The 20,880-nt window shown below is 69.3% G+C and carries 21 protein-coding genes and 1 riboswitch; of the genes, 7 read left to right on the forward strand and 14 right to left on the reverse strand.

The window, feature by feature from the left end; genetic code table 11:
- Positions 1 to 47: 47 nt before the first annotated feature.
- From ABZ833_RS17440 to clpS, 5 genes are all read right to left on the reverse strand, one after another.
- Entirely contained in the window at positions 48 to 1,031 is a 984-nt protein-coding gene (locus ABZ833_RS17440; protein ID WP_361047173.1) for an ABC transporter substrate-binding protein, read from the reverse strand.
- 42 nt (positions 1,032 to 1,073) lie between these two features.
- Positions 1,074 to 1,221, reverse strand: a riboswitch (cobalamin riboswitch).
- Positions 1,194 to 1,616, reverse strand: a complete 423-nt coding sequence (locus ABZ833_RS17445; protein WP_361047176.1) for a M67 family metallopeptidase — start codon at positions 1,614 to 1,616, stop codon at positions 1,194 to 1,196. It overlaps the preceding riboswitch by 28 nt.
- A gap of 83 nt (positions 1,617 to 1,699) precedes the next feature.
- A complete protein-coding gene (locus ABZ833_RS17450) occupies positions 1,700 to 3,172 on the reverse strand; it encodes an amino acid permease (protein WP_361047179.1) in 1,473 nt (490 codons plus the stop codon).
- A 352-nt stretch (positions 3,173 to 3,524) separates the two neighbouring features.
- Positions 3,525 to 4,121 carry a DUF2017 domain-containing protein gene (locus ABZ833_RS17455; RefSeq protein WP_361047182.1) on the reverse strand — a complete coding sequence of 199 codons (597 nt, stop codon included), beginning with the start codon at positions 4,119 to 4,121 and terminating at the stop codon, positions 3,525 to 3,527.
- A gap of 11 nt (positions 4,122 to 4,132) precedes the next feature.
- Positions 4,133 to 4,447 carry an ATP-dependent Clp protease adapter ClpS gene (gene clpS, locus ABZ833_RS17460; protein ID WP_160505277.1) on the reverse strand — a complete coding sequence of 105 codons (315 nt, stop codon included), beginning with the start codon at positions 4,445 to 4,447 and terminating at the stop codon, positions 4,133 to 4,135.
- Positions 4,448 to 4,527: 80 nt separating this feature from the next.
- On the opposite strand from clpS, the gene ABZ833_RS17465 reads away from it, so the two are divergent.
- Both ABZ833_RS17465 and ABZ833_RS17470 read left to right on the forward strand, forming a co-directional pair.
- Entirely contained in the window at positions 4,528 to 5,856 is a 1,329-nt protein-coding gene (locus tag ABZ833_RS17465) for a nicotinate phosphoribosyltransferase (protein ID WP_249589671.1), read from the forward strand.
- Between the two features lie 126 nt (positions 5,857 to 5,982).
- Positions 5,983 to 6,567: a nicotinamidase gene (locus tag ABZ833_RS17470; protein ID WP_361047186.1), complete on the forward strand. Its 585-nt coding sequence runs from the start codon at positions 5,983 to 5,985 to the stop codon at positions 6,565 to 6,567.
- 19 nt (positions 6,568 to 6,586) lie between these two features.
- Here ABZ833_RS17470 and ABZ833_RS17475 read toward each other — a convergent pair whose 3' ends face one another.
- Positions 6,587 to 6,916: a hypothetical protein gene (locus ABZ833_RS17475; protein ID WP_361047188.1), complete on the reverse strand. Its 330-nt coding sequence runs from the start codon at positions 6,914 to 6,916 to the stop codon at positions 6,587 to 6,589.
- Between the two features lie 156 nt (positions 6,917 to 7,072).
- Complete coding sequence (locus ABZ833_RS17480; RefSeq protein ID WP_361047191.1) at positions 7,073 to 9,487, reverse strand: immune inhibitor A domain-containing protein; 2,415 nt, start codon at positions 9,485 to 9,487, stop codon at positions 7,073 to 7,075.
- Between the two features lie 474 nt (positions 9,488 to 9,961).
- Between ABZ833_RS17480 and ABZ833_RS17485 the strand changes: the two genes are divergently transcribed.
- Positions 9,962 to 10,255: a hypothetical protein gene (locus tag ABZ833_RS17485; RefSeq protein ID WP_361047533.1), complete on the forward strand. Its 294-nt coding sequence runs from the start codon at positions 9,962 to 9,964 to the stop codon at positions 10,253 to 10,255.
- Between the two features lie 63 nt (positions 10,256 to 10,318).
- Here the strand turns inward: ABZ833_RS17485 and ABZ833_RS17490 are convergent, their stop codons facing one another.
- Both ABZ833_RS17490 and ABZ833_RS17495 read right to left on the reverse strand, forming a co-directional pair.
- Positions 10,319 to 10,957, reverse strand: a complete 639-nt coding sequence (locus ABZ833_RS17490) for an RDD family protein (RefSeq protein WP_361047194.1) — start codon at positions 10,955 to 10,957, stop codon at positions 10,319 to 10,321.
- 201 nt (positions 10,958 to 11,158) lie between these two features.
- Positions 11,159 to 12,697 (reverse strand): RDD family protein, encoded by a 1,539-nt coding sequence (locus ABZ833_RS17495; protein ID WP_361047197.1) that lies wholly within the window; start codon positions 12,695 to 12,697, stop codon positions 11,159 to 11,161.
- A gap of 231 nt (positions 12,698 to 12,928) precedes the next feature.
- On the opposite strand from ABZ833_RS17495, the gene ABZ833_RS17500 reads away from it, so the two are divergent.
- A complete protein-coding gene (locus ABZ833_RS17500; protein WP_249589665.1) occupies positions 12,929 to 13,408 on the forward strand; it encodes an SsgA family sporulation/cell division regulator in 480 nt (159 codons plus the stop codon).
- A gap of 46 nt (positions 13,409 to 13,454) precedes the next feature.
- Here the strand turns inward: ABZ833_RS17500 and ABZ833_RS17505 are convergent, their stop codons facing one another.
- Positions 13,455 to 14,825, reverse strand: a complete 1,371-nt coding sequence (locus ABZ833_RS17505) for an FAD-linked oxidase C-terminal domain-containing protein (RefSeq protein ID WP_361047201.1) — start codon at positions 14,823 to 14,825, stop codon at positions 13,455 to 13,457.
- A 98-nt stretch (positions 14,826 to 14,923) separates the two neighbouring features.
- Between ABZ833_RS17505 and ABZ833_RS17510 the strand changes: the two genes are divergently transcribed.
- On the forward strand, positions 14,924 to 16,465 hold the full coding sequence (locus tag ABZ833_RS17510; RefSeq protein WP_361047204.1) for a tetratricopeptide repeat protein: 1,542 nt from the start codon (positions 14,924 to 14,926) through the stop codon (positions 16,463 to 16,465).
- Positions 16,466 to 17,020: 555 nt separating this feature from the next.
- Here the strand turns inward: ABZ833_RS17510 and nthA are convergent.
- The 4 genes from nthA to hppD are packed head-to-tail and all read right to left on the reverse strand — an operon-like array spanning position 17,021 to position 19,439.
- Positions 17,021 to 17,608, reverse strand: coding sequence for a nitrile hydratase subunit alpha (nthA, locus tag ABZ833_RS17515; RefSeq protein ID WP_361047207.1), 588 nt, complete (start codon positions 17,606 to 17,608; stop codon positions 17,021 to 17,023).
- Complete coding sequence (locus ABZ833_RS17520; RefSeq protein WP_361047209.1) at positions 17,608 to 17,886, reverse strand: SH3-like domain-containing protein; 279 nt, start codon at positions 17,884 to 17,886, stop codon at positions 17,608 to 17,610. Before ABZ833_RS17520 ends, nthA begins: the two co-directional genes overlap by 1 nt.
- On the reverse strand, positions 17,879 to 18,217 hold the full coding sequence (locus ABZ833_RS17525; protein ID WP_361047212.1) for a hypothetical protein: 339 nt from the start codon (positions 18,215 to 18,217) through the stop codon (positions 17,879 to 17,881). The genes ABZ833_RS17520 and ABZ833_RS17525 overlap by 8 nt, the downstream gene beginning before the upstream one ends.
- A gap of 52 nt (positions 18,218 to 18,269) precedes the next feature.
- Entirely contained in the window at positions 18,270 to 19,439 is a 1,170-nt protein-coding gene (gene hppD / locus ABZ833_RS17530; RefSeq protein WP_361047214.1) for a 4-hydroxyphenylpyruvate dioxygenase, read from the reverse strand.
- 133 nt (positions 19,440 to 19,572) lie between these two features.
- Here hppD and ABZ833_RS17535 point away from each other — a divergent pair, with 133 nt between their 5' ends.
- Both ABZ833_RS17535 and ABZ833_RS17540 read left to right on the forward strand, forming a co-directional pair.
- Positions 19,573 to 20,043 carry an Lrp/AsnC family transcriptional regulator gene (locus ABZ833_RS17535; RefSeq protein WP_160505290.1) on the forward strand — a complete coding sequence of 157 codons (471 nt, stop codon included), beginning with the start codon at positions 19,573 to 19,575 and terminating at the stop codon, positions 20,041 to 20,043.
- A gap of 129 nt (positions 20,044 to 20,172) precedes the next feature.
- Positions 20,173 to 20,820: an ABC transporter permease gene (locus ABZ833_RS17540; RefSeq protein WP_249589660.1), complete on the forward strand. Its 648-nt coding sequence runs from the start codon at positions 20,173 to 20,175 to the stop codon at positions 20,818 to 20,820.
- Positions 20,821 to 20,880 lie beyond the last annotated feature (60 nt).

Raw genomic sequence — 20,880 nt, forward strand, 5'->3', positions numbered from 1 at the left:
CGCCGAGTTCGTCCTCAAACGCCGGACGGGCTGAACCCCCTGCCCCTTCACAGCTGGTCCGCCAGCTTGCTCACCGCCGCCGGTGCCCGCACCCCCACCACCGCGTCCGACAGCGGAAGCACCGCGAAGCGCTTGTGCTTGATGGCGGGGACGTCCGCGAGGACCGGGTCGTCGAGGAGGCGCTTCTTCTTCTGGGCGACCGTCGTGCCGCCGTAGTCGAGGATCACGATCACCTCGGGCTTGCGGTCGACCACCGACTCCCAGGACGCGTCGCCGAAGGACTTGTCCAGGTCGGCGAAGACGTTGCGGCCGCCCGCCCGCTCGATGATGTCGTTGCCGATGCCACGGCCGCCCGCCGTGAACGCGGTCTTGTCGCCGCTGTCGTAGACGAAGACCGGGAGGGGCTTCCTGGACTTCAGCTTCTTCGCGGTGGCGGACAGTTCGCCCTTCGCCGCGGCCACCCACTTGTCCGCCCGCGGCCGCACACCGAACGTGCTGCCGACCTCGCGGACCTCCTTGTAGACGTCGTCCATCGAGACCGCCCGCTTCGCGCAGCCCTCGACGTTGAGGCGGCTCTCGATGCCGGACTTCGCCAGGGCCCCGCGGCTGCGGCCCTCGCCCGCCAGGAAGGCGCTCGCGTAGCCGCCGTAGACGTAGTCGGGGTTGGCGGCAAGGAGCTTCTCGTAGGAGGGGTACTCCTTGGCGAGGACGGGGGTGTCCGCGTACGCCTTCGCGTACTTCGGCAGGACCTTGTCGTCCAGGTACGCCGTCCCCGCGAGGTGGTCCTTCAGGCCGAGCTCCAGCATCACTTCCGTCGCGTGCTGGTTCATCGTCACGGCGCGCTTCGGGGGTGCTTCGTACGTCGTCTTCACGCCGCAGTTCGTGACCGTGTACGGGAAGCCCTGTGTCTTGGACCCCGGCTTCGCCTCCGAGCCGCCGGAGGAGGAAGAGGTGGACGAACACGCTGCCAGCGGGGCCAGCAGGGCCGCGGCGATGAGCACGCGTATGTGTGCGCGAATGGGGCGGGGCATGGCTGAGCGCCTCCTCCAGGGGATTCCGCGTCCCCTGCGTCGTGGGAGAAGAAGGCGGCAGGTCAGTTCCTGACTGCCCCACCCGCGGAGGGTGGGGTCACAGTGGCGGGACCGTGCCGGATTCGCACCGGCTTCCTGGGTCCTGCCGCCTCAAGGTGAAGCTCAGTATGCCTGGACGATCTCGACCTCTTCCTCGGTGACCTCGCCGTCGACGATCCGGAAGGAGCGGAACTGGAACTCGCCCGCGCCGTCGGTGTCGGCCGTGGAGACCAGGACGTAGTGGGCGCCCGGCTCGTTCGCGTACGTGATGTCCGTGCGCGAGGGGTACGCCTCGGTCGCCGTGTGCGAGTGGTAGACGATCACCGGCTCCTCGTCGCGGTCGTCCATCTCGCGGTAGAGCTTGAGGAGGTCGCCCGAGTCGAACTCGTAGAACGTGGGCGAGCGGGCCGCGTTCAGCATCGGGATGAAGCGCTCCGGGCGGCCGGTGCCCTCCGGGCCCGCGACCACACCGCAGGCCTCGTCGGGGTGGTCCTGGCGCGCGTGCGCGACGATCTGGTCGTGGAGGGCCTGGGTGAGGGTCAGCATGGCAGCCAGGATAAGCAGAAGGGCCGACCCGTACCGAAGAGTGGTACGGACCGGCCCACATGCTGGGATCAGGCGTTACGGCACTACTTCACCGCGTCCTGCGGCTCGGCCTCGCCGCCGCCCGACGGCTGCGCGTTGCCGCGCTTCTGCATGACCAGGTAGCCGACGCCGAGGATCAGGGCCCAGACAGGAGCCGCGTAGAGCGAGATCCGCGCGTCCTTGTCGACGCCCATCATCACGATGACCATCGCGATGAAGGCGAGGGCGAACCAGCTCGTGTACGGGGCTCCCGGCGCCCGGAAGGTGGACTGCGGCAGCTCGCCGCGGTCGGCCTTGCGGCGGTACTTGATCTGGCAGACCAGGATCATGATCCAGGCCCACATGCCGGAGATGGTCGCGAAGGAGACGACGTAGTTGAACGCCTCGCCCGGCCACTGGTAGTTGATCCACACGCCGACCAGCATCAGTGCTGCGGAGAAGGTGGTGCCGACCAGCGGCAGGCCGTTCCTCGTGAGCTTGGTGAAGAACTTTGGGCCCTGGCCGTTGAGCGCCAGGTCGCGCAGCATGCGGCCGGTGGAGTACATGCCGGAGTTGCAGGAGGAGAGCGCGGCCGTCAGGACGACGAAGTTGACGATCGCGGCGCCGACGCCGAGGCCCATCTTGTCGAAGGCGGCGACGAACGGCGAGACGCCCGGCACGAACTCCGTCCACGGCACGACCGAGAGGATCATGATGAGCGCGCCGACGTAGAAGACGGCGATGCGCCACGGCACGGTGTTGATGGCCTTGGGCAGGACGGTCTTCGGGTCCTTGGACTCGCCCGCGGTGACGCCGACGAGCTCGACGGCCAGGAAGGCGAACATCACGATCTGCAGCGTCATCAGCGTGGAGCCGATGCCGTTCGGGAAGAAGCCGCCCTGGTCCCACAGGTGGGTCACGGAAGCGGTGTCACCGGCGTCGGAGAAGCCGATGGTGAGGATGCCGAGGCAGATCAGGATCATGCCGATGATCGCGGTGACCTTGACCATCGAGAACCAGAACTCGAGCTCGCCGAAGAGCTTCACGGAGATCAGGTTGGCGCCGTACAGGATGACCGTGAAGATCAGCGCGTAGGCCCATTGTGGAATGGAGTCGTGCGTCCAGTACTGCATGTACTGGGCCGCCGCCGTGACTTCCGTGATGCCGGTGACGACCCAGAAGAGCCAGTACGTCCAGCCGGTCACGTACCCGAAGAACGGGCCGATGAATTCACGTGCGTACTCCGAGAAGGAGCCCGACACGGCGCGGTACATGAGCAGCTCGCCCAGGGCCCGCATGATGAAGAAGATGACGAGGCCGGCGATGGCGTACGCCAGGATGAGGCTCGGGCCGGCCTTGTGAATGGCCTTGCCCGCACCGAGGAACAGGCCGGTGCCGATGGCACCGCCGATCGCGATCATCTGGATCTGCCGGGCACCGAGCCCGCGCTGATAACCCTCGCCTGACGAACCGGACGAACCGCCCGCTCCGTCGGCCTCATTGCCGTCGTGGTGCTCTTCGACCTGCACTGAGGTCATGGTGACGCCTTTCTCCACGCTAGATCCGTGCCCGCAGTCTGCGTAATGGCCACGGATCAGGTCCTGATCCCCCCGGATATGGATGGAGTGCTACCGGCGGTCTGCCGGCCCGAGCGCCACCGGTGACATGGGTGGCGTCACCGAGTGGTCGTGAAGATTTATCACGGCCGCAACAGTGATCGGCCGAGCCGCGTGTGGCCCATGCCACGAGAAGAACCGGACAAAATTCCCTCGCCGCATCAAAGACGGGCAGCCGAGTAACACGATCGTTATCCGGATTTGAGCGTCCGATGAGCGAACGGAAGGTAACCGCTGCTACATACAACGACTTTGCGCGGCCCGGGTGTGACTTCTAACCGATGAGCGTGCCGACCAGCGTCTCCTGCAGACCGCCCAGCCAGAGGTAGGCCATCACCATCGGCTTGCGGGGGTCCGAGTCCGGCAGCTGGAAGAGCACGTCCGTGTCGTCCTCGTCGGTCACCTCGAGGCGCGCGCCGATCGCCAGGCGCAGGTCGTTGAGCGCGCCGAGCCAGTGCCGCGACTCGTCGGCCGACAGCTTCAGCACGGCGCCGCCCTCGCCCTTCGACGTCAGGGCGTCGAGGCAGCGGATCACCACCAGGGCGTCGTCACGTTTCTTGGCCCGCAGGTCGTTCTCGGTGAAGCGCCTGAACTCCGATGAGTACGCGCGCAGTTCGTCCTCGTCGGCCTTCTCGCTGCCGGGGCCGCCGTACGCGTCAGGAAGCAGCCGCTTGAGAACCGGGTCGGTGGGCGGCTCGCTCGGCCCCTCCGCGAACAGCTCCGCGAGGGGGTCGTCGGATGCGTCCTCGGCCGGGCCCGGCCCGATCAGCTCCAGGAGCTGCACGGCGAGGGAGCGGATGATCGAGATCTCGACCTCGTCGAGCGCGACGGCGGCGCCGCCCCCGGGAATGGCTTCGAATTGTCCTGGCATCAGATGCGTCGCTACTTCCGGTCCTGCTGGAGGGTGGCCCACAGCCCGTATCCGTGCATGGCCTGTACGTCGCGCTCCATCTCCTCGCGGGAGCCGGTGGAGACGACGGCCCGGCCCTTGTGATGCACGTCCATCATCAGCTTCGTGGCCTTCTCCTTCGAGTACCCGAAGTAGGACTGGAACACATAGGTCACGTAACTCATCAAATTGACCGGGTCGTTGTGGACGAGCGTGATCCAGGGGACGTCGGGCTCCGGGACGGCGAACGTCTCTTCGTCCGATTCCGGGCGGGTGATCTCTGCGGGAGCCGTACTCACTTGTCCCATGCTGCCACCCGCAGGGGGCCCTCGCACAAATGGGCTCACGAAATCGTCAGAGTGACGAGATGCGGGGTAGCATCCTTCGTATGAACACAGCGGACCTTGGGCTGCCGGTGGATGTTCCGTCGACAGCGCTCTTCACGGATCACTACGAGCTCACGATGCTGCAGGCCGCGCTGAAGGCCGGCACCGCCGATCGGCGCTCCGTCTTCGAGGTCTTCACGCGCAGACTGCCCGAGGGGCGCCGCTATGGAGTGGTGGCCGGAACCGGCCGGGTCCTGGACGCCGTCGAGAACTTCCGCTTCGACGCCGACGTCATCGGATTCCTGCGCGAGCGCCGTGTCGTCGACGAGGCGACCTTGGAGTGGCTCTCCTCGTACCGCTTCAGCGGTGACGTCTGGGGCTATCCGGAGGGCGAGGTCTACTTCCCCGGATCGCCGATCCTGCGCGTCGAGGGCTCCTTCGCGGAGTGTGTGCTCCTGGAGACGGTGATCCTCTCCATCCTCAACCACGACTCGGCGATCGCGGCCGCCGCGTCCCGGATGGCCTCGGCCGCCGGTGAGCGCCCGCTGATCGAGATGGGCGCACGGCGTACGCACGAGCTGGCGGCCGTCGCCGCCTCGCGCGCCGCGTACGTCGGCGGCTTCACCACCACGTCCGACCTCGCCGCAGGGTTCCGCTACGACATCCCCACGGTCGGCACGTCGGCCCACGCCTTCACCCTTCTGCACGACAACGAGCGCGACGCGTTCCAGGCCCAGGTGGACTCCCTGGGCCCCGGCACCACGCTGCTCGTCGACACGTACGACGTGACCGAGGCCGTCCGCACCGCCGTCGACATCGCGGGGCCCGAGCTCGGCGCCGTGCGCATCGACTCCGGGGACCTGCTCCTGGTCGCGCACCGGGTGCGCGACCAGCTGGACGAGCTCGGCGCCACGAAGACGAAGATCGTCGTGACCTCCGACCTCGACGAGTACGCCATCGCCTCGCTCGCGGCGGCGCCCGTGGACGCGTACGGCGTGGGCACGCAGCTCGTCACCGGGTCGGGGCACCCGACCTGCTCGATGGTCTACAAGCTGGTGGCCCGCGCCCACTCGGCGGACGTGAAGGCTCCGCTGGAGCCGGTGGCCAAGAAGTCGCTCGGCGCCAAGTCGTCCGTGGGCGGCCGCAAGTGGGCCGCGCGGCGGCCCGACGAGCACGGGGTGGCCGAGGCCGAGGTGATCGGAACGGGCGCCGTGCCGGTGGAGCTCGCCGACCACCAGCTCCTCGTCGAGCTGATCAAGGGCGGTGAGGTGGTGGCGCGCGAGCCGCTCGACACCGTGCGCGACCGGCACGCGGCGGCACGGGAGCGGCTCCCGCTCTCGGCGACGCAGCTTTCGAAGGGCGAAGCCGTCATTCCGACGGAATACGTCTGAGGTGCGCCGGAGTGAAGGAGGGGGCGTTCGAACGCCCTCTCCCGCAACTCGGTTGAAGTCTCTACGCTCGGTTCATCCGGCCGAGTCCACCACGCCTACGAGTCTTGCCTAGCCGAAGGACACCCGATGCGCCGCGCTCTGATCGTCGTCGATGTGCAGAACGACTTCTGCGAGGGCGGCAGCCTCGCGGTGGCCGGAGGGTCGGACGTGGCCGCCGCGATCACCGAGCTCATCGGGCAGGCGCCCGCGGGCTACCGGCACGTGGTGGCCACCCGCGATCACCACATCGACCCGGGCGACCACTTCTCCGACCAACCGGACTTCGCCCACTCCTGGCCCCCGCACTGCGTGGCGGGCACGGAGGGCATCGGGTTCCACCCGAACTTCGCACCGGTCGTCGCGTCCGGCGCCATCGACACGGTCTTCGACAAGGGTGCCTACTCGGCCGCCTACAGCGGCTTCGAGGGGGTGGACGAGAACGACGTCCCGCTGGCGGAGTGGCTGCGGGCCCGGAAGATCACCGACGTGGACGTGGTGGGCATCGCCACGGACCACTGCGTGCGCGCCACCGCCCTGGACGCGGTGCGGGAAGGATTCGGCACGGTGGTCCTGCTCGACCTGACCGCGGGTGTCTCCAAGGAGACGACCGAGCGGACCCTTGAGGAGCTGCGGGCGGCGGGCGTGGAGCTGACGGGCAAGCCGGTGGTCTAGCTCGGCCGTTTCCGTGCGCTCACACCTCGGATGGGCTGACGCCCGGTCTCTGCCGCTTCAGGGCTCGGATGGGATGCCAGAGCTCAGCGGCAGCGTCCGGCGCCGTACGCCATATCAGCCCGTCCGGGTGATGCAGGACCGCCGTGATCTCGTCCGGCGTCGGAGGCTCCGCGTTGCCCCGCAGATAGACGGCACGCATGCCGAGGTTCCGCAGGCGCGTCAGCGCCCTAGCGCGGTTCACCGCGTGGACGATCATCCGGACATTGCCGCCGCCCGCGGACGGGCTCGGCAGGGTCAAGGCCACCACCACACTGCCGTTCGGCAGCTTGCTGAAACCTCCTGCGGACATGGCTGGTCACACCCCCGTGAGACGTCGCACGGGGTCCTCGACCGGAACAGCCGGACCCCGTGTCAATAAGAAATCCACAGGACGCACCTAAACACGATCGGCCGCCGCCCGCTAGAGGGCGACGGCCGATCATGGCTTGACCTGCGAAAACGCTAGTTACTTCTTAGAGGGGCCCACCTGGACCGTGATCGAGGAGCCATCCTTCGGCTGCTTGACGATCTTGATCTGGGTGTTGGTGTCAGTGACCTTGACACTTCCCGTGCCGTTCTCCTTGTACCAGTAGGTGCCCTTGTGGTCGTCGAAGACCGGGACGCCCTTCTGGGACTTGATCTTCAGCGCGACGTCCGCGTTGTGGAGCGTGAACTTGTCGGTCGCGAACTTGCTGAAGGGCGCGTCGAACGGCTGGATCTTGTTCCGCAGCAGGGTGCCGTCCGCCCACTTGAGCGGCTTGGCGTGCGCGTCCACCGGCAGGATCAGACCCTCGCCGGGGTGCGCGCTGGTGTTGTTGTCCTTCTGCGAGGTGTCCCACTGCCAGACCATGAGGCCGGTCTGGTACGCGTAGTGCTCCACCCAGTCCGGACGGGACTTGGAGAAGCCGAAGTTGTACGGGCCGACCTTCAGGGTCTTGTCGTACGACACGTACTGCCGGTTCTCGGCGAGGTAGTACTGGTCGTAGTTCTTGGTGAAGGACTCGCCGATGCGCGAAAAGCCCTTCGCCGTCCAGCCGTTGTCGTCGCCCTCGGCGCCGTCCTCGAAGAGCTTGGCGCCGTCCGCGGTGACCGCGAGCGCGTCGGCCGCGAAGCCCTTGCCGCCCGCGCCGCCGTCCGTGGAGTACCGGAAGCGGACGTCGATCTTCTTGCCGGCGTACGCGTCGAGCGGGAACGCGAGCTTCTTGTACGCGCCCGAGGCACCGGTCAACGCGGGCTTGTCACCGGCGTCGCGCGGGATGGCCTTGCCGTCCGCGGTGCCGTCCACGGGCGTCCAGTTGGCGCCGCCGTCGGTCGAGACCTCGGTGTAGAGCCAGTCGTAGTTGGCCTCGATGTCCCACCAACCGTCAAGGCTCAGCTCGGCCTTGGACTTGCCGGTCAGGTCGACCGAGCGCGTCAGGGTGTTCTTGAGGTCGTCGCCCTGGTCGCTCCACCACTGCTTGGAGCCCTCGGTCGGCTTGGTCACCGTGGTGGTGACGGCCTTCTTCGGCAGGTCGACGACGAGCGCCTGGCGGTGGCGGGTGTTGTACTCCGAGACGCCCAGCTTGTGTTCGGAGGTCGTCGCGGCCTTGGCCTTGGCGTAGTCGAGCCAGCCCAGCTGGAACTTGTCCCAGGCGGTCATGTCGCCGGGCAGGTCGCCGATGGCGTCCTTGCCGGTGCCGAGCCAGGATCCGGCCGACATCAGCGACCAGAAGCCGACCGAGTTCTCGCCCTTGCCCGTGGTGTCGTACAGGTCGGGCAGACCGAGGTCGTGGCCGTACTCGTGGGCGAAGACGCCGAGGCCGCCGTTCTCCGGCTGCATCGTGTAGTCGCCGACCCAGATGCCCGAGTCGCCGATCTGCGTGCCGCCGGCCTTGTTCTCGCCGGGGCCGGTCTTGCCCGCGTCGCTGCCGTACGCGTACCAGCGGTGGGCCCACAGGGCGTTCTCGCCCTCGGCGCCGCCGCCGGCCGACTCGTCCTCGCCCGCGTGCACGAGCTGGAAGTGGTCGATGTACCCGTCGGACTCGTTGAAGTTGCCGTCGCCGTCGAAGTCGTAGCGGTCCCAGAGGTCGTACTTGGCGAGGTCCGCCTTGATCTGGGCGTCCGTGCGGCCCTGGGCCTTCTGGTCGGCGGTCCAGGCGGTGACGCCGTCCTTCACCGCGTCCCAGACGTTGGCGCAGTTGGTGTCGCCGCAGTAATTGGAGCCGTACCGCGCTTCGTTGTAGTCGACCTTGACCCAGTCGGAGACCTCGCCGTCGACCGAGTAACGGCCGGAGGAGGTCTTCTCGTAGTAGGTCTTCAGGGAGTGCTTGGTCTTGCCCTTGGCGTCCTTGCCCTCACCGAAGTAGAGGTCCTGGAAGTGCTTCTGGTTGTAGTCCTTCTGCCAGGCCGTGCTGTTGTCCTTCGCACGGTCCGGCTTGGCTATCTTGTTGTGCGCCGGGCCGGGCTTGCCGCCGTACTTCTTGACCGGCGCCTCGGGGCCGTCGGGACCGTCCGGGTCGAACATGGTGGTGTCGTCCACCTTGTCCCCGAACTCCACCAGGATCGTGAAGATCTTGTCGGTCTTCTCCCGGCCCAGCTCGACGTACTTCTTGTCGTCGAGCTTCACGACCTGGGAGCCGCCGCGCTTCTGCACCTTGGCGTCGCCCGCGACGACCTGCTGAAGGGCCGCCTTGCGCTGCTGGGCCTGCTGCTTGCTGAAGGGCCCGTCGAGGTCGTGGTCGACCTGCGCCTTGGCCCTGCCCGGGTCCTGCCGGTCGATGGCGGGAGCTCCGGTCGGCCCGCTGTCCTCGGCCGATGCGGTGGCTGCCGAGAACGTGGCGGCTGCCGCGGCCATCGCCACGGCAGCCGCGGTGGCTCTGAACGTCCGTCTTCTGACTGTCACTTGATGCTGTCCTCCCCCGCGTCCGCGCGAAGGCGGGCCGAGGTCCCGGTCGGAGGAGGTCCGCGCGCGATACGCGTCACAAGTGACGACATTGGACCGGAGATACGGAAGAAAAGACAGACCTTGACTTGAACAGGCCAAGTACACTATGCAGGCCCACGGATCCGCTATCCGGACGGGCACGCCCGCCCGTCGGCATGGTCAACAGGCGCGTTGCACCGTCCACTTGATGGACGTCATGAACCCGTGCGCCCCCTGTGCTGCGGCACCGTGGGTTAGGTCACGCTTACCGCCCGTTCCCGTCGGGCATGCAGCGGAATAGAGTCAATCGACGGTGCGCTACAGGGCGCGGCGACACTTCTCAAGTCGGCGCCACCGAGCACCCTTTGATTCGTATACAGCTTCACATTGGGCTCGACCACCCCCGCATCCGCTGTCCCGAGGACGGATTACGCCATGCCTCGTCCCATGCCGCTGCCTCGTCCGACCCCCGCCCAGATCACCTACGGCACCCTGACGGTCGTCTGCTCGACGCTCGCCATGCTGCTGCTCTCCCAGACGAGTTCGGGGATCGGTGTCGCGGTGATAGCCACCGCCGCGCTCGGCCTCGGCTTACTCGTCGCGATGACGGTCCCCCAGCCAAAACCCGCGGCCTCACCGGCCACGCACGTCACCCCCGCCGCCCGCACCGCCGACGACCGCGTCCCGGCCCAGCGCGCCGCCGCTCCCGCGATGGCCGAGTCCGTACGCGAGCCGGCGGGCCCGTAAGGATCACGAGCCCGCCGGATCTGCCGCTGTCGCTGCTGCCGCCACAGCAGCGGTCTTCGGTCGTCAGCCGGTGCTGACCACCACCGTCTTGGCCGCCTTGTCGTGCAGGCCCTGCTTGTAGGGCTTGTCGAAGAAGCTCCAGCCGCCACAGATCGCTGTCCAGATGCAGGCACAGCAGAAGGCGAAGGGCAGCCAGAGAACAGCCGCGCGGACGAGCGCGGTCTGCAGGGTGGGCGTCGCCCCGTCATTGAGGTTCGCGACCCGGAGACCCAGCCACTTCTTGCCCAGGGTCTGACCTGTCCTGGAGATCATGAAGGTGTCGTACGCGATGTAGAGCACGGCGGCGAGCAGGGACTGGCCGAAGCTCTTTCCGTACTCGACCTCGTCCGGGTCGACGTCGAACTCGTTCGTGCCGAAGGCCCAGGAGAGCAGCCAGACGACCACGCCGACGATGATCATGTCCAGGATGCGGGCGAGGGTGCGCTTGCCGCTCTCCGCCAGGGGCGGCATGCCGGCGAGGGGGTCACCGGCTCCGCCGTAGGGGTCCCCGCCGCCGCTTCCGCCGTACGGCGGGGGTGGCGGGGGTGGAGTGCCGTAAGGGGAGCCCGAGCCGCTGTCCTGCGGAGGCTGCGGGGGCTGCTTCCTGAAGGGGTCGTTGTCGTCGTCGGGGGGCGGCGGGTATTGCGGCGGTTCGGTACTCATGCAGCGAGTCGACCGCGAGGGGGCCGGATTCGCATCCGGCGAGCGGCTGACTGGGTTAAGACGGTTTCTGGCGCAGGGGCCTTGGGCGCCGTCATCACCGGCTCCGCCGAGTTCGTCCTCAAACGCCGGACGGGCTGGAACTGCACGGCCGGGCTGGATGTATCCAGCCCGGCCTGCGGCGTCCGAGGAGCGCAGAGAAAACTAGCCCGCCACAAACGTTCCCGCAGCCTTGTCGTGCCAGCACTGGCGCCACGGACGGTCGAACACGCACCACAGGACGCCGACGACCCCGATCACCAGGACGCCCGGCACCACATAGACCAGCCACCGCTTCAACGCAGACCCGAACGTCGGCGTCTCGTGCTCCTCCATGTCCCGCACCTGAAGTCCAAGGACCTTCTTGCCCAGCGTCCGCCCCCACTTGGCCGTGGGCAGCACCTCGTAGAGGACGCCGAAGAGAAGCAGCACGCCCAGGACCATCCCCAGGTACCCCGCCGTGGTGCCGTCGAGCAGCCACACGGTGACCTTCTCGCCGGACAGCTTCGCCGCGTCGATCTTGCTGTCCACGTGATCGGCGGCCTTCGTGCCGAGCGGGAGCGCCGCGGCCCCGGTCACGGCCACGAGGACGACCGTGTCGATGAGCCGCGCGGCAAGACGCCTGCCGAGGCCCGCGGGCCGCCCCGCGGCCTGGTTCTGCGCCATCGCCAGGAAGGGGTCGTTGGCCACCGGCTTCCACGGCACGACGGGCTGCTGCTGGCCGTCCCCCTCGGCGAGCTGGTGCACCTGCTGCGCCCACGAGGGCGAGCCGCCACCGGGCCCCGCGGTCACGGGCGAGGCCGCGCCACCCGGCGCACCACCCTGCTGCGGGACGGTCGGCTGAACGGGCGCAGGCGCGGGAGCAGGGGCGGGCGCAGGGGCGGGCGCGGCGGCCTGGGGAGGCACGGCGGCCTGCGGAGGCGCCGGAGTCTGCGCCGCCGTGCCGGAGGACGACTTCGGGCGGAGCGCCCGGATCGCCATGGTGCCTTCGGTGGCGGGCGAGGCAGCGGCGGGGCGCACCGGCCCCGAGGGCCTGCGGAACGTCACCGTGCCCTCGGCCGGGGGCTGCTGGTCCTTCGGCGGCGCAGCAGGAGTACCTGACGTACCTGACGAACCAGGTGTACGAGGCGTGCCTGCCCCGCCCGACCCGCCCGGCTTGATCGCCCGGATCTGCACCGTGCCGGGCCCGTTCGTCCCCGGCGAATTCGTCTCCGGAGAAGGGGAAGCAGACGGGGAAGCGGGCGGGGTGTCCCCCGGGGTCGATCCGCTCGGCACCCGAGGGTCACGCGGGTCCCGCGGATCCCCGCCCCACGAGACCCGGCGCTCCTGCTCGCCCCCGAGCCCCGTCTGCCGAGCCGCATCGGCCTGCCACGCGGAGGCGGGTTCGGGCCTGCTCCCGTGCTGCGAGGCCTCGGCGTCACCCGCACCGGCAGCACCGCCCGCACCGCCCGACGCCTCGGGCGCCGGCATGGGCTCCTCGTCGAAGAAGTGCGGTCCCGTCTCCTCCGCCGGGGGCGTGGACGCGGACGCGGGGCCCGCCCCCGGAGGCGCGGGGAGCGATTCGCCGTCGGTCGGTGCGGGACGGCTGGTCCCTGGCACCCAGGCCGCGCCGTTCCAGTACCGGACATATCCGGGAATGGACGGATCGGGGTAGTAGCCTTCGCGGGGCCTGTCGTCGCCTGGGGCCGGAGTTGGGGCGCTCATGTCCGTCGTCCCGTATCTGCTCGGGGGTCTTTTAGAGGTTCCACATCTATCAGACCTCTGCGTCCCCCTGTGCGTCTCCTGCCCTACAGACCACTTTCCGGGCACAGTTCAACTACGTATCGACTACGTACGGAAAAAGTTTCCGGAACCCGCGTAATGCTCCGCGCCCACCGCGCTCTCTCCTTGCACGGGCCCGCTCCAGGGCTCCGAACAAGGAAGGAACGCACCGACATGCACACCGTGGTGGAACGCGAGCTTGAGCTCAAACTCGTCCTCTCGCCGGAACGCGCCATCCCCGTCCCGGCCCGCCTCACCTACCGCACCGACGACCCCTACGCCGTCCACATCGCCTTCCACATCGGCACCGAGCACCCCGTGAACTGGACGTTCGCCCGCGAGCTGCTGGTCGAGGGGGTGTTCAGGCCCTGCGGCCACGGCGACGTCCGCGTCTGGCCGACCAAGGTCGAAGGCCGCAGCGTCGTCCTGATGGCGCTGAGTTCACCCGACGGTGACGCCCTGCTCGAGGCGCCCGCGCCCGCCGTCTCCGCCTGGCTCGAGCGCACGCTGCGGGTGGTCCCTCCGGGCTCTGAGGCTGAGCGGCTCGGCATCGACGACGGCCTCGCCGAGCTGCTCACGCCCACCACGGGCCGCGTCGACGAGCTCTGGCTGCGCGACCCCTGGCCCTCCGACGAGTCCAAGGACGGTGAGTGAGCTCCGCCGCCACGGGGGCGAGAGCGGAGCCGCACGTAAGCCGGTGTCAGAACAGCTTGCCGGGATTGAGGAGGGAGAGCGGGTCGAAGGCCGCCTTGATGGCGCGCTGCATCTCCACGCCCACCGGGCCGATCTCGCGCGCCAGCCACTCCTTCTTGAGGACGCCCACGCCGTGCTCGCCGGTGATCGTGCCGCCGAGTTCGAGGCCGAGGGCCATGATCTCGTCGAAGGACTCACGGGCACGGCGGCCCTCGTCGAGGTCTGCCGCGTCGAAGCAGACGGTGGGGTGGGTGTTGCCGTCGCCCGCGTGCGCGCAGACGCCGATGGTGAGGCTGTATTTATCGGCGATGCGGTCGACGCCTTCGAGCATGTCGGCGAGCTTCGAGCGCGGCACGCACACGTCGTCGATCATCGTCGTGCCCTTGACGGCCTCGAGCGCGGTGAGCGACAACCGCCGTGCCTGGAGCAGCAGTTCGGACTCCGCCGCGTCCTCGGCAGGGACCACCTGGGTGGCGCCCGCCGCCTCGCAGAGCGCGCCGACGGCCGCGAGGTCCGCGGCGGGGTCCGAGGTGTCGAAGGCGGCGAGGAGCAGCGCTTCGGTGGTCTCGGGCAGACCCATGTGGGCCAGCGCGTTGACGGCCCTGATGGTCGTACGGTCCATCAGTTCCAGGAGTGAGGGGACGTGCCCCCCTTCCATGATCTTGCATACGGCGTCGCAGGCGTCCTTGGCCGAGCCGAACTCGGCGGCCAGGACCAGCTGTTGGGGCGGCTGCGGCTTCAGGGCGAGGGTCGCGCGGACCACGATACCGAGGCTGCCCTCGGAGCCGACGAACAGGCGCGTGAGGTCGTAGCCCGCGACGCCCTTGGCCGTGCGCCGTCCGGTGCTCATGAGACGCCCGTCGGCGAGGACGACGTCGAGCCCGAGGACGTACTCCGCCGTCACCCCGTACTTCACGCAGCACAGGCCGCCCGATGCGGTGCCGATGTTGCCGCCGATGGTGCAGGTCTCCCAACTCGACGGGTCCGGCGGGTAGTAGAGACCGTGTTCGTTCACGGCGCGGGAGAGCGTGGCGTTGACGACGCCGGGTTCGACGACCGCGATCCGGTCGACGGGATTGATCTCCAGGATGCGGTCCATCTTGACCAGGGACAGCACGATGCAGCCCTCGCTGGCGTTCGCGCCGCCCGAGAGGCCCGTGCGGGCGCCCTGCGGGACCACCGGGAGCCGTAGCTCGGTCGCCGTGCGCATGACGTGCTGGACCTGTTCGACGGTGCGCGGCAGGACGACGACGGCCGGGGTGCCCGCGTCGCAGAAGCTCGCCATGTCGTTCGCGTACGAGGCCGTGATGTCGGGGTCCGTGAGGACGGCCTCGGCGGGCAGGCCCTCGTGGAGGAGTTCGATGAGTGTGCGGCTCATGATCACAGCCTCGCACCCGGGGCCATCGGTGTGAACCCGTGTGCGACGCCGGTCCGCATGCCGGGATGTGCTCTTCATATTGACGCACAGTGAGCGTCATGGAGATCGAGACCGGGTCCGAGTCCGTGACCCAGAAGGAACAGCGTCCACCGCCCGCGCCCGCCGTGTGGAGCGAGTCGCCGCGGGGCTCGCGCCGCTCCCCCGTCGTGCGCCGGGTGCTGATCGCCTCGGTCGCCGGGTGCGTGGTGCTCGGCGGGGTCCTGGTGCTGCGGCCCGGCTCGGGCGGCAAGGCGGCGCCGCCCGCCCTCGGTCCCGCAGGGCGTGCGATGGCGGCGGCGGGGGCCGGGGCTCCCGCGGCGCTGCCGGACCTCACGGTCCTGATCGGGGAGCGGGAGGCGCACGTGCGCAGGCATCCCGGGGACGACCAGTCGTGGGCGGTGCTCGGGGCCGCCTACGTCGAGCGTGGCCTGCGGACCGCGGACTCCGCGTACTACCCCAAGGCGGAGGAGGCCCTCCGTACGTCCCTGAAGACGCGGCCGGAGGGGAACGCGGACGCCCTGACGGGCATGGCGGTGCTCGCGAACGCGCGGCACGATTTCCGCGGGGCGAAGAAGTGGGCCGAGAGCGCGGTGAAACTGGCTCCGAAGCGGTGGTCGACGTATCCCGCCCTGATCGACGCGTACAGCGGTCTGGGCGACGCCAAGGGTGTGGGGAGGGCCCTGGAGACCCTCCAGGAGCTGAACTCGGGCGCTCCCTCCGTGATGGCCCGGTCCGGACAGGTCTACCGCGACCGCGGCTGGCGCGAGGACGCGGCTTCGAAGCTGATGGACGCGGCGGCGCTGGCGGAGGGGTCCGCGGAGAAGGCGGTGTGCCTGTACCGGGTGGGCGAGCTGGCGTGGGAGCGGGGCGAGCCGGCGGAGGCCCTGCGCTACTACGAGGCGGCGCTGCGCTCGGACCCCGACCACCATCCCTCCCTCGCCGGGAAGGGGCGTGCGCTCGCGGCTCTCGGCCGTACGTCGGAGGCGCTGCGGGCCTATCAGAACGCGCTGGTGAGGCAGCCTGCTCCGGAGTACGCCCTGGCGCTCGGCGAGTTGTACGAGTCGCTGAAGCTGGGCCCTGCCGCACGGGCGCAGTACGACGTGCTGCGGGCCCGGGTGAAGCAGGAGGGGGTCAACGGCGTCAACGACGAGCGGATCCTCGGCCTCTTCGAGGCGGACCACGGGGACGCGGATGCGGCGGTGGAGCGGCTGCGCGGGGAGTTCAAGCGCCACGGCAGTCCGGAGGTGGCGGATGCGCTGGGCTGGGCGTTGCATCGGGCCGGTGAGAGTGAGGAGGGCCTGAAGTACGCGACGCGGGCGACGGACAAGGGGCCGCGGAGTGCGGTGTTCGCCTATCACCGGGGAGAGATCGAGCGGGAGCTGGGCCGATACGGGGCGGCGCGGCGGCACATCGGTGAGGCGCTGCGCCTGAACCCCTCCTTCTCGCCGCTGCTGGCCCCGGCCGCCCGCGAAGCCCTGGAGGCCCTGGGCGACCCCCCGGAGGGCGGTCCGGCCCAGATGTACGCCCCGGCCCCACCACCCCAGGCGGCGCCCCCGGCCTCGCCCCGCCCCAGGCCGACGAAGCCGGCCCAGCAGGGCTGACCCTGACCTACGGTCGTCGGCGGAACTACGCCTGCGGCTCCCGCTCCGGCTGACGCCACCCGGCACGGACCTCCCACCCCTGCCCGACGGCAACCAGCACCCAGCTGCCCCCCTTCGCCTGCGGGCCACTCACACCCTGCCCCGGCGCTCCGCGCCGGTTCTCTCCCGCCCACCCGCCCATTACCCCGCAGGCCATCCGGGGGGGCAAGTAGGCATCCGCCCACCGAAGCGCGCGCCGACGGCTGGCCACCTGCCGCACTGCAACCAGCACCCGGGTGGCCCCACTTCGTCTGCGGGTCGCTCATACTCTGCCCCGGCGCTCCGCGCCGGTTCTCTCCCGCCCACCCACCCATTACCCCGCAGGGCAATCGGGCGGGTGGGCGGGAAGCATCCGCCGCGAAGCGGCAGGGCAGAGGGACGCGCCGCCCCACCAGTCCGCGCCGCGGGGTGAACGGGTGGGTGGGGAGCATCCGGCGCGAAGCGGCGGGAAAGGGGGGCCACCGCCGCAGAAGAACACGCTCACCGCGCGAAGCGTTGGCCAAGGCCCCCGGCCAGTTACAGCGGGGCCGTGCCGATCAGGGCGTTCCGGGTGATCAGGTCTGTCAGCGCCCGTTCCGGGAGCGATTCCGTGGCAGCGGGGCGGCGGGGCAGGACCATGTAGCGGGTCTCCGCGCTGGAGTCCCAGACCGTGATCTCCGTGTCCAGGGGTACCCCGAAGCCGAACTCCGCAAGGACCGCCCGCGGTTCCCGCACCACCCGCGAGCGGTACGCCTCGCTCTTGTACCAGCTGGGGGACGGACCGAGCAGCCGTACCGGATAGCAGGAGCAGAGGGTGCAGACGATGACGTTGTGGGTGTGGGCGGTGTTCTCCACCACCCGGAGGCGCTGTGGCTGGACCCCGCCCGCCGCGTAACCCAGCTCCGCCACCGCCGACGTACCGTCCGCCAACAGCCGCTCCTTGAACTCCGGGTCCGTCCACGCCCGAGCCACCACCCGCGCCCCGTTCAGCGGCGTCGATCCCGCGAGGAACGCGTCGAGCGCCTCGTCCAGGGCCGCGCCCACGACCACCCCGCGTTCCTCCAACAGGGTTTCCAGGCTTCGCATCTGACGGGAGATCAGCGCATCCGCGTGCGTACCGGACATCAGTCGCCCTCCGGTTCCAAGTGGCTCTCCCACAGGTCGAGCACCACCCCGTGCTCCCCCTCGCCCCACAGCTCCGTGGCGGCGAACCGCACGGCGTACACCTGCTCCACCGGCGCGTCCCCGCGCCCCTGCGCGCTGACGTCCGCCAGCGGGTGCCTGCCCTCGGGCTCGATCACCACGCCCCGCTTGCCCCGGGCGTACCGCGGCAAGCGGGTGTGGTGGGTCGGGTCGTGGTGGACGGTGCGGACGCGGGCGCCCGCGGCGAAACGGTCAGCCATGCGACTCACCGCCGCCACCGGCACCGTCAACGTCACCGCCACCGTTCAGCCGGGCGTCCAGCTCGGCCGCCGTCACCACGCCCTTGCGCACCAGCAGCACCCGGATCGCGTGGAACCACCGCTCGTAGTACGACGCCGCCAGGTACTGTGCCGGCGGCATCGTCTCGACCGCGTCCCTGAACTCGTCCAGGTTGTAGACGCCTTCGCGCACCAGCGCACTGTTGAGCGCGAACACCCGCGCCTCCCAGTCCGCGTGGAAGGGCTCCGTGTCGTCGGTGGTGTCGATGGGCCCGAAGCCCGTCATCCCGCCGACGTCGTTGATCCTGGCCATGCCCGCACTCTAGCCAGCAACCCTCCGGGCCGCCGCCCTGGAGATTGCCCCCTTAGAGATTGCCGCGCTTCTCCTGCTCCCGCTCGATCGCCTCGAACAGGGCCTTGAAGTTGCCCTTGCCGAAGCCCATCGAGCCGTGCCGCTCGATCATCTCGAAGAAGACCGTCGGGCGGTCCTGGACCGGCTTGGTGAAGATCTGCAGGAGGTAGCCGTCCTCGTCGCGGTCGACGAGGATCTTCAGCTCGCGCAGGGTGTCGACGGGGACGCGCGTCTCGCCCGCCCACTCGCCGAGCGTGTCGTAGTACGAGTCCGGGGTGTCGAGGAACTGGACCCCCGCCGCGCGCATGGTGCGTACGGACTCCACGATGTCGTTCGTGGCGAGCGCGATGTGCTGGACGCCCGCGCCGCCGTAGAACTCGAGGTACTCGTCGATCTGGGACTTCTTCTTGGCGATGGCGGGCTCGTTGATCGGGAACTTCACCTTCAGCGTCCCGTCGGCCACCACCTTCGACATCAGCGCGCTGTACTCCGTCGCGATGTCGTCGCCCACGAACTCCTTCATGTTCGTGAAGCCCATGACCTTGTTGTAGAAGGCGACCCACTCGTTCATCTTGCCGAGCTCGACGTTGCCGACGCAGTGGTCGATCGCCTGGAAGGTCCGCTTGGCCGGCGGCTCGACGATCGGCGACGCGGCCTTGAATCCGGGCAGGTAGGGGCCGTCGTAGCCGCTGCGGTCGACGAGCGTGTGGCGGGTCTTGCCGTACGTCGCGATGGCGGCGAGCACGACCGTGCCGTTCTCGTCCTTGACCTCGTACGGCTCGGTGAGGCCGCGGGCGCCGTGCTCGACGGCGTACGCGTACGCGGCGCGCGCGTCCGGCACCTCGATGGCGAGGTCGACGACTCCGTCGCCGTGCTCGGCGACGTGGCCCTCGATGAAGTGGCCCCAGTCCGTGGAGGCCTTGATGACGGAGGTGAGGACGAAGCGGGCCCCGCCGTTCGTGAGGACGTAGGAAGCGGTCTCGCGGCTGCCGGTCTCCGGGCCCGAGTACGCCACGAGTTTCATGCCGAAGGCCGTGGAGTAGTAGTGCGCCGCCTGCTTGGCGTTGCCCACGGCGAAGACGACCGCGTCCATTCCCTTGACCGGGAAGGGATCGGCCTCGCGCGCGGTGTCGGGGGTGCCAGAGGTAGCCGACGTGTGTTGGGTGTTCGCGGTAGCTGCCATGTCCGCAGGCTCCCGCCGTATCGCAAGATGCGCAATAGTTTGCGTATTCAGTGGGCAATCTGCCCAGCGGAAGGTCAGGATGGGCGGGCTATCTGTACATGATGACCACCCCAGGAGCGGAGACGAGCACGCCATGACGATCGATCATCTGGACGGCAGGCTCATCGTGCTGCTCGCCCGCGAGCCCCGCATCGGTGTCCTGGAGGCGTCACGGCGCCTGGGCGTCGCGCGCGGCACCGTACAGGCCCGGATGGACCGCCTTCAGTCGAACGGAGTCATCCGCGGCTTCGGCCCGGAGGTCGACCCCGCGGCCCTCGGCTACCCCGTCACCGCCTTCGCCACGCTGGAGATCAAACAGGGCCAGGGCGCCGACGTACGGGCGCATTTGGCCACCGTCGCCGAGGTCCTCGAACTGCACACCATCACCGGCCACGGCGACATGCTGTGCCGTCTCGTCGCCCGTTCGAACGCGGATCTCCAACGTGTGATCGACCGGGTGGTGGGTTTTGATGGCATCGTCCGGGCCTCCACGGCGATCGTCATGGAGAACCCTGTTCCGCTGCGGATCATCCCGCTGGTCGAACAGGCGTCAGAAGACACCTGATGCGGGTAGGTAGGAAAGCGAACAGACGAACAGGCACAGCGCAGTACGGCCCCACGACGTACGCAGCACGCGGGCGCCGGGAGACTCCCGGCGCCGTCTGAACCGCGCCTGGGCGAGGTGAGCAGTTCAGTGAACTTCTGGGACTACCTCGGCAACCGCCACCAGCAGTTGCTGACGGATGCCTACCAGCACGCCAGCGCAGTCTTCCAGTGCATGGTCGTGGCGACCGTCATCGGAGTACTGATCGGCGTCATCACGTACCGCAGCGAGTGGGCGGGCAATCTGGCCACGACCGCGACCTCCACCCTCCTGACCATCCCGTCGCTCGCCATGATCGGTCTGCTGATCCCCGTCGTCGGACTCGGAGTCGCACCGACGGTCATCGCGCTGACCCTCTACGGCCTGCTCCCCATCGTGCGCAACGCCATCGTCGGCCTGCGCGGCGTGGATCCCTCGCTGGTCGACGCGGCGAAGGGCATCGGGATGTCGCGCGCCGCCCGGCTCCTCAAGGTGGAGCTGCCGATCGCCTGGCCGCCGATCCTGACCGGCATCCGCGTCTCCACGCAGATGCTGATGGGCATCGCGGCCATCGCCGCGTACGCGTCGGGCCCCGGCCTCGGCAACGAGATCTTCCGCGGCATCGGCTCGCTCGGCAGCAAGAACGCGCTCAACCAGGTGCTCGCGGGCACGCTCGGGATCATCATCCTGGCGCTGCTCTTCGACGCCGCGTACGTCCTGATCGGCCGCCTGACCATTTCGAGGGGTATCCGTGTCTGAGACCACCGCGACTTCCACCGACGGGGCGACGGCCGAGGGCGCGGCGGCCCCGAACGCCAC

The sequence above is a fragment of the Streptomyces sp. NPDC047525 genome (assembly GCF_040643025.1).
Lineage (GTDB): Bacteria > Actinomycetota > Actinomycetes > Streptomycetales > Streptomycetaceae > Streptomyces > Streptomyces durmitorensis.

Excerpts from the sequence above, each read along its gene's own strand:
- ABZ833_RS17500 (WP_249589665.1), top strand. The coding sequence starts at position 12,929 with ATGCACACCGTGGTGGAACGCGAGCTTGAGCTCAAACTCGTCCTCTCG.
- ABZ833_RS17465 (WP_249589671.1), top strand. The coding sequence starts at position 4,528 with ATGAACACAGCGGACCTTGGGCTGCCGGTGGATGTTCCGTCGACAGCG.
- ABZ833_RS17505 (WP_361047201.1), bottom strand. The coding sequence starts at position 14,825 with ATGAGCCGCACACTCATCGAACTCCTCCACGAGGGCCTGCCCGCCGAG.
- ABZ833_RS17495 (WP_361047197.1), bottom strand. The coding sequence starts at position 12,697 with ATGAGCGCCCCAACTCCGGCCCCAGGCGACGACAGGCCCCGCGAAGGC.
- ABZ833_RS17445 (WP_361047176.1), bottom strand. The coding sequence starts at position 1,616 with ATGCTGACCCTCACCCAGGCCCTCCACGACCAGATCGTCGCGCACGCG.
- nthA (WP_361047207.1), bottom strand. The coding sequence starts at position 17,608 with ATGTCCGGTACGCACGCGGATGCGCTGATCTCCCGTCAGATGCGAAGC.
- ABZ833_RS17490 (WP_361047194.1), bottom strand. The coding sequence starts at position 10,957 with ATGAGTACCGAACCGCCGCAATACCCGCCGCCCCCCGACGACGACAAC.
- ABZ833_RS17520 (WP_361047209.1), bottom strand. The coding sequence starts at position 17,886 with ATGGCTGACCGTTTCGCCGCGGGCGCCCGCGTCCGCACCGTCCACCAC.
- ABZ833_RS17510 (WP_361047204.1), top strand. The coding sequence starts at position 14,924 with ATGGAGATCGAGACCGGGTCCGAGTCCGTGACCCAGAAGGAACAGCGT.
- clpS (WP_160505277.1), bottom strand. The coding sequence starts at position 4,447 with ATGGGACAAGTGAGTACGGCTCCCGCAGAGATCACCCGCCCGGAATCG.
- ABZ833_RS17535 (WP_160505290.1), top strand. The coding sequence starts at position 19,573 with ATGACGATCGATCATCTGGACGGCAGGCTCATCGTGCTGCTCGCCCGC.
- ABZ833_RS17470 (WP_361047186.1), top strand. The coding sequence starts at position 5,983 with ATGCGCCGCGCTCTGATCGTCGTCGATGTGCAGAACGACTTCTGCGAG.
- ABZ833_RS17455 (WP_361047182.1), bottom strand. The coding sequence starts at position 4,121 with ATGCCAGGACAATTCGAAGCCATTCCCGGGGGCGGCGCCGCCGTCGCG.
- hppD (WP_361047214.1), bottom strand. The coding sequence starts at position 19,439 with ATGGCAGCTACCGCGAACACCCAACACACGTCGGCTACCTCTGGCACC.
- ABZ833_RS17440 (WP_361047173.1), bottom strand. The coding sequence starts at position 1,031 with ATGCCCCGCCCCATTCGCGCACACATACGCGTGCTCATCGCCGCGGCC.
- ABZ833_RS17475 (WP_361047188.1), bottom strand. The coding sequence starts at position 6,916 with ATGTCCGCAGGAGGTTTCAGCAAGCTGCCGAACGGCAGTGTGGTGGTG.
- ABZ833_RS17525 (WP_361047212.1), bottom strand. The coding sequence starts at position 18,217 with ATGGCCAGGATCAACGACGTCGGCGGGATGACGGGCTTCGGGCCCATC.
- ABZ833_RS17450 (WP_361047179.1), bottom strand. The coding sequence starts at position 3,172 with ATGACCTCAGTGCAGGTCGAAGAGCACCACGACGGCAATGAGGCCGAC.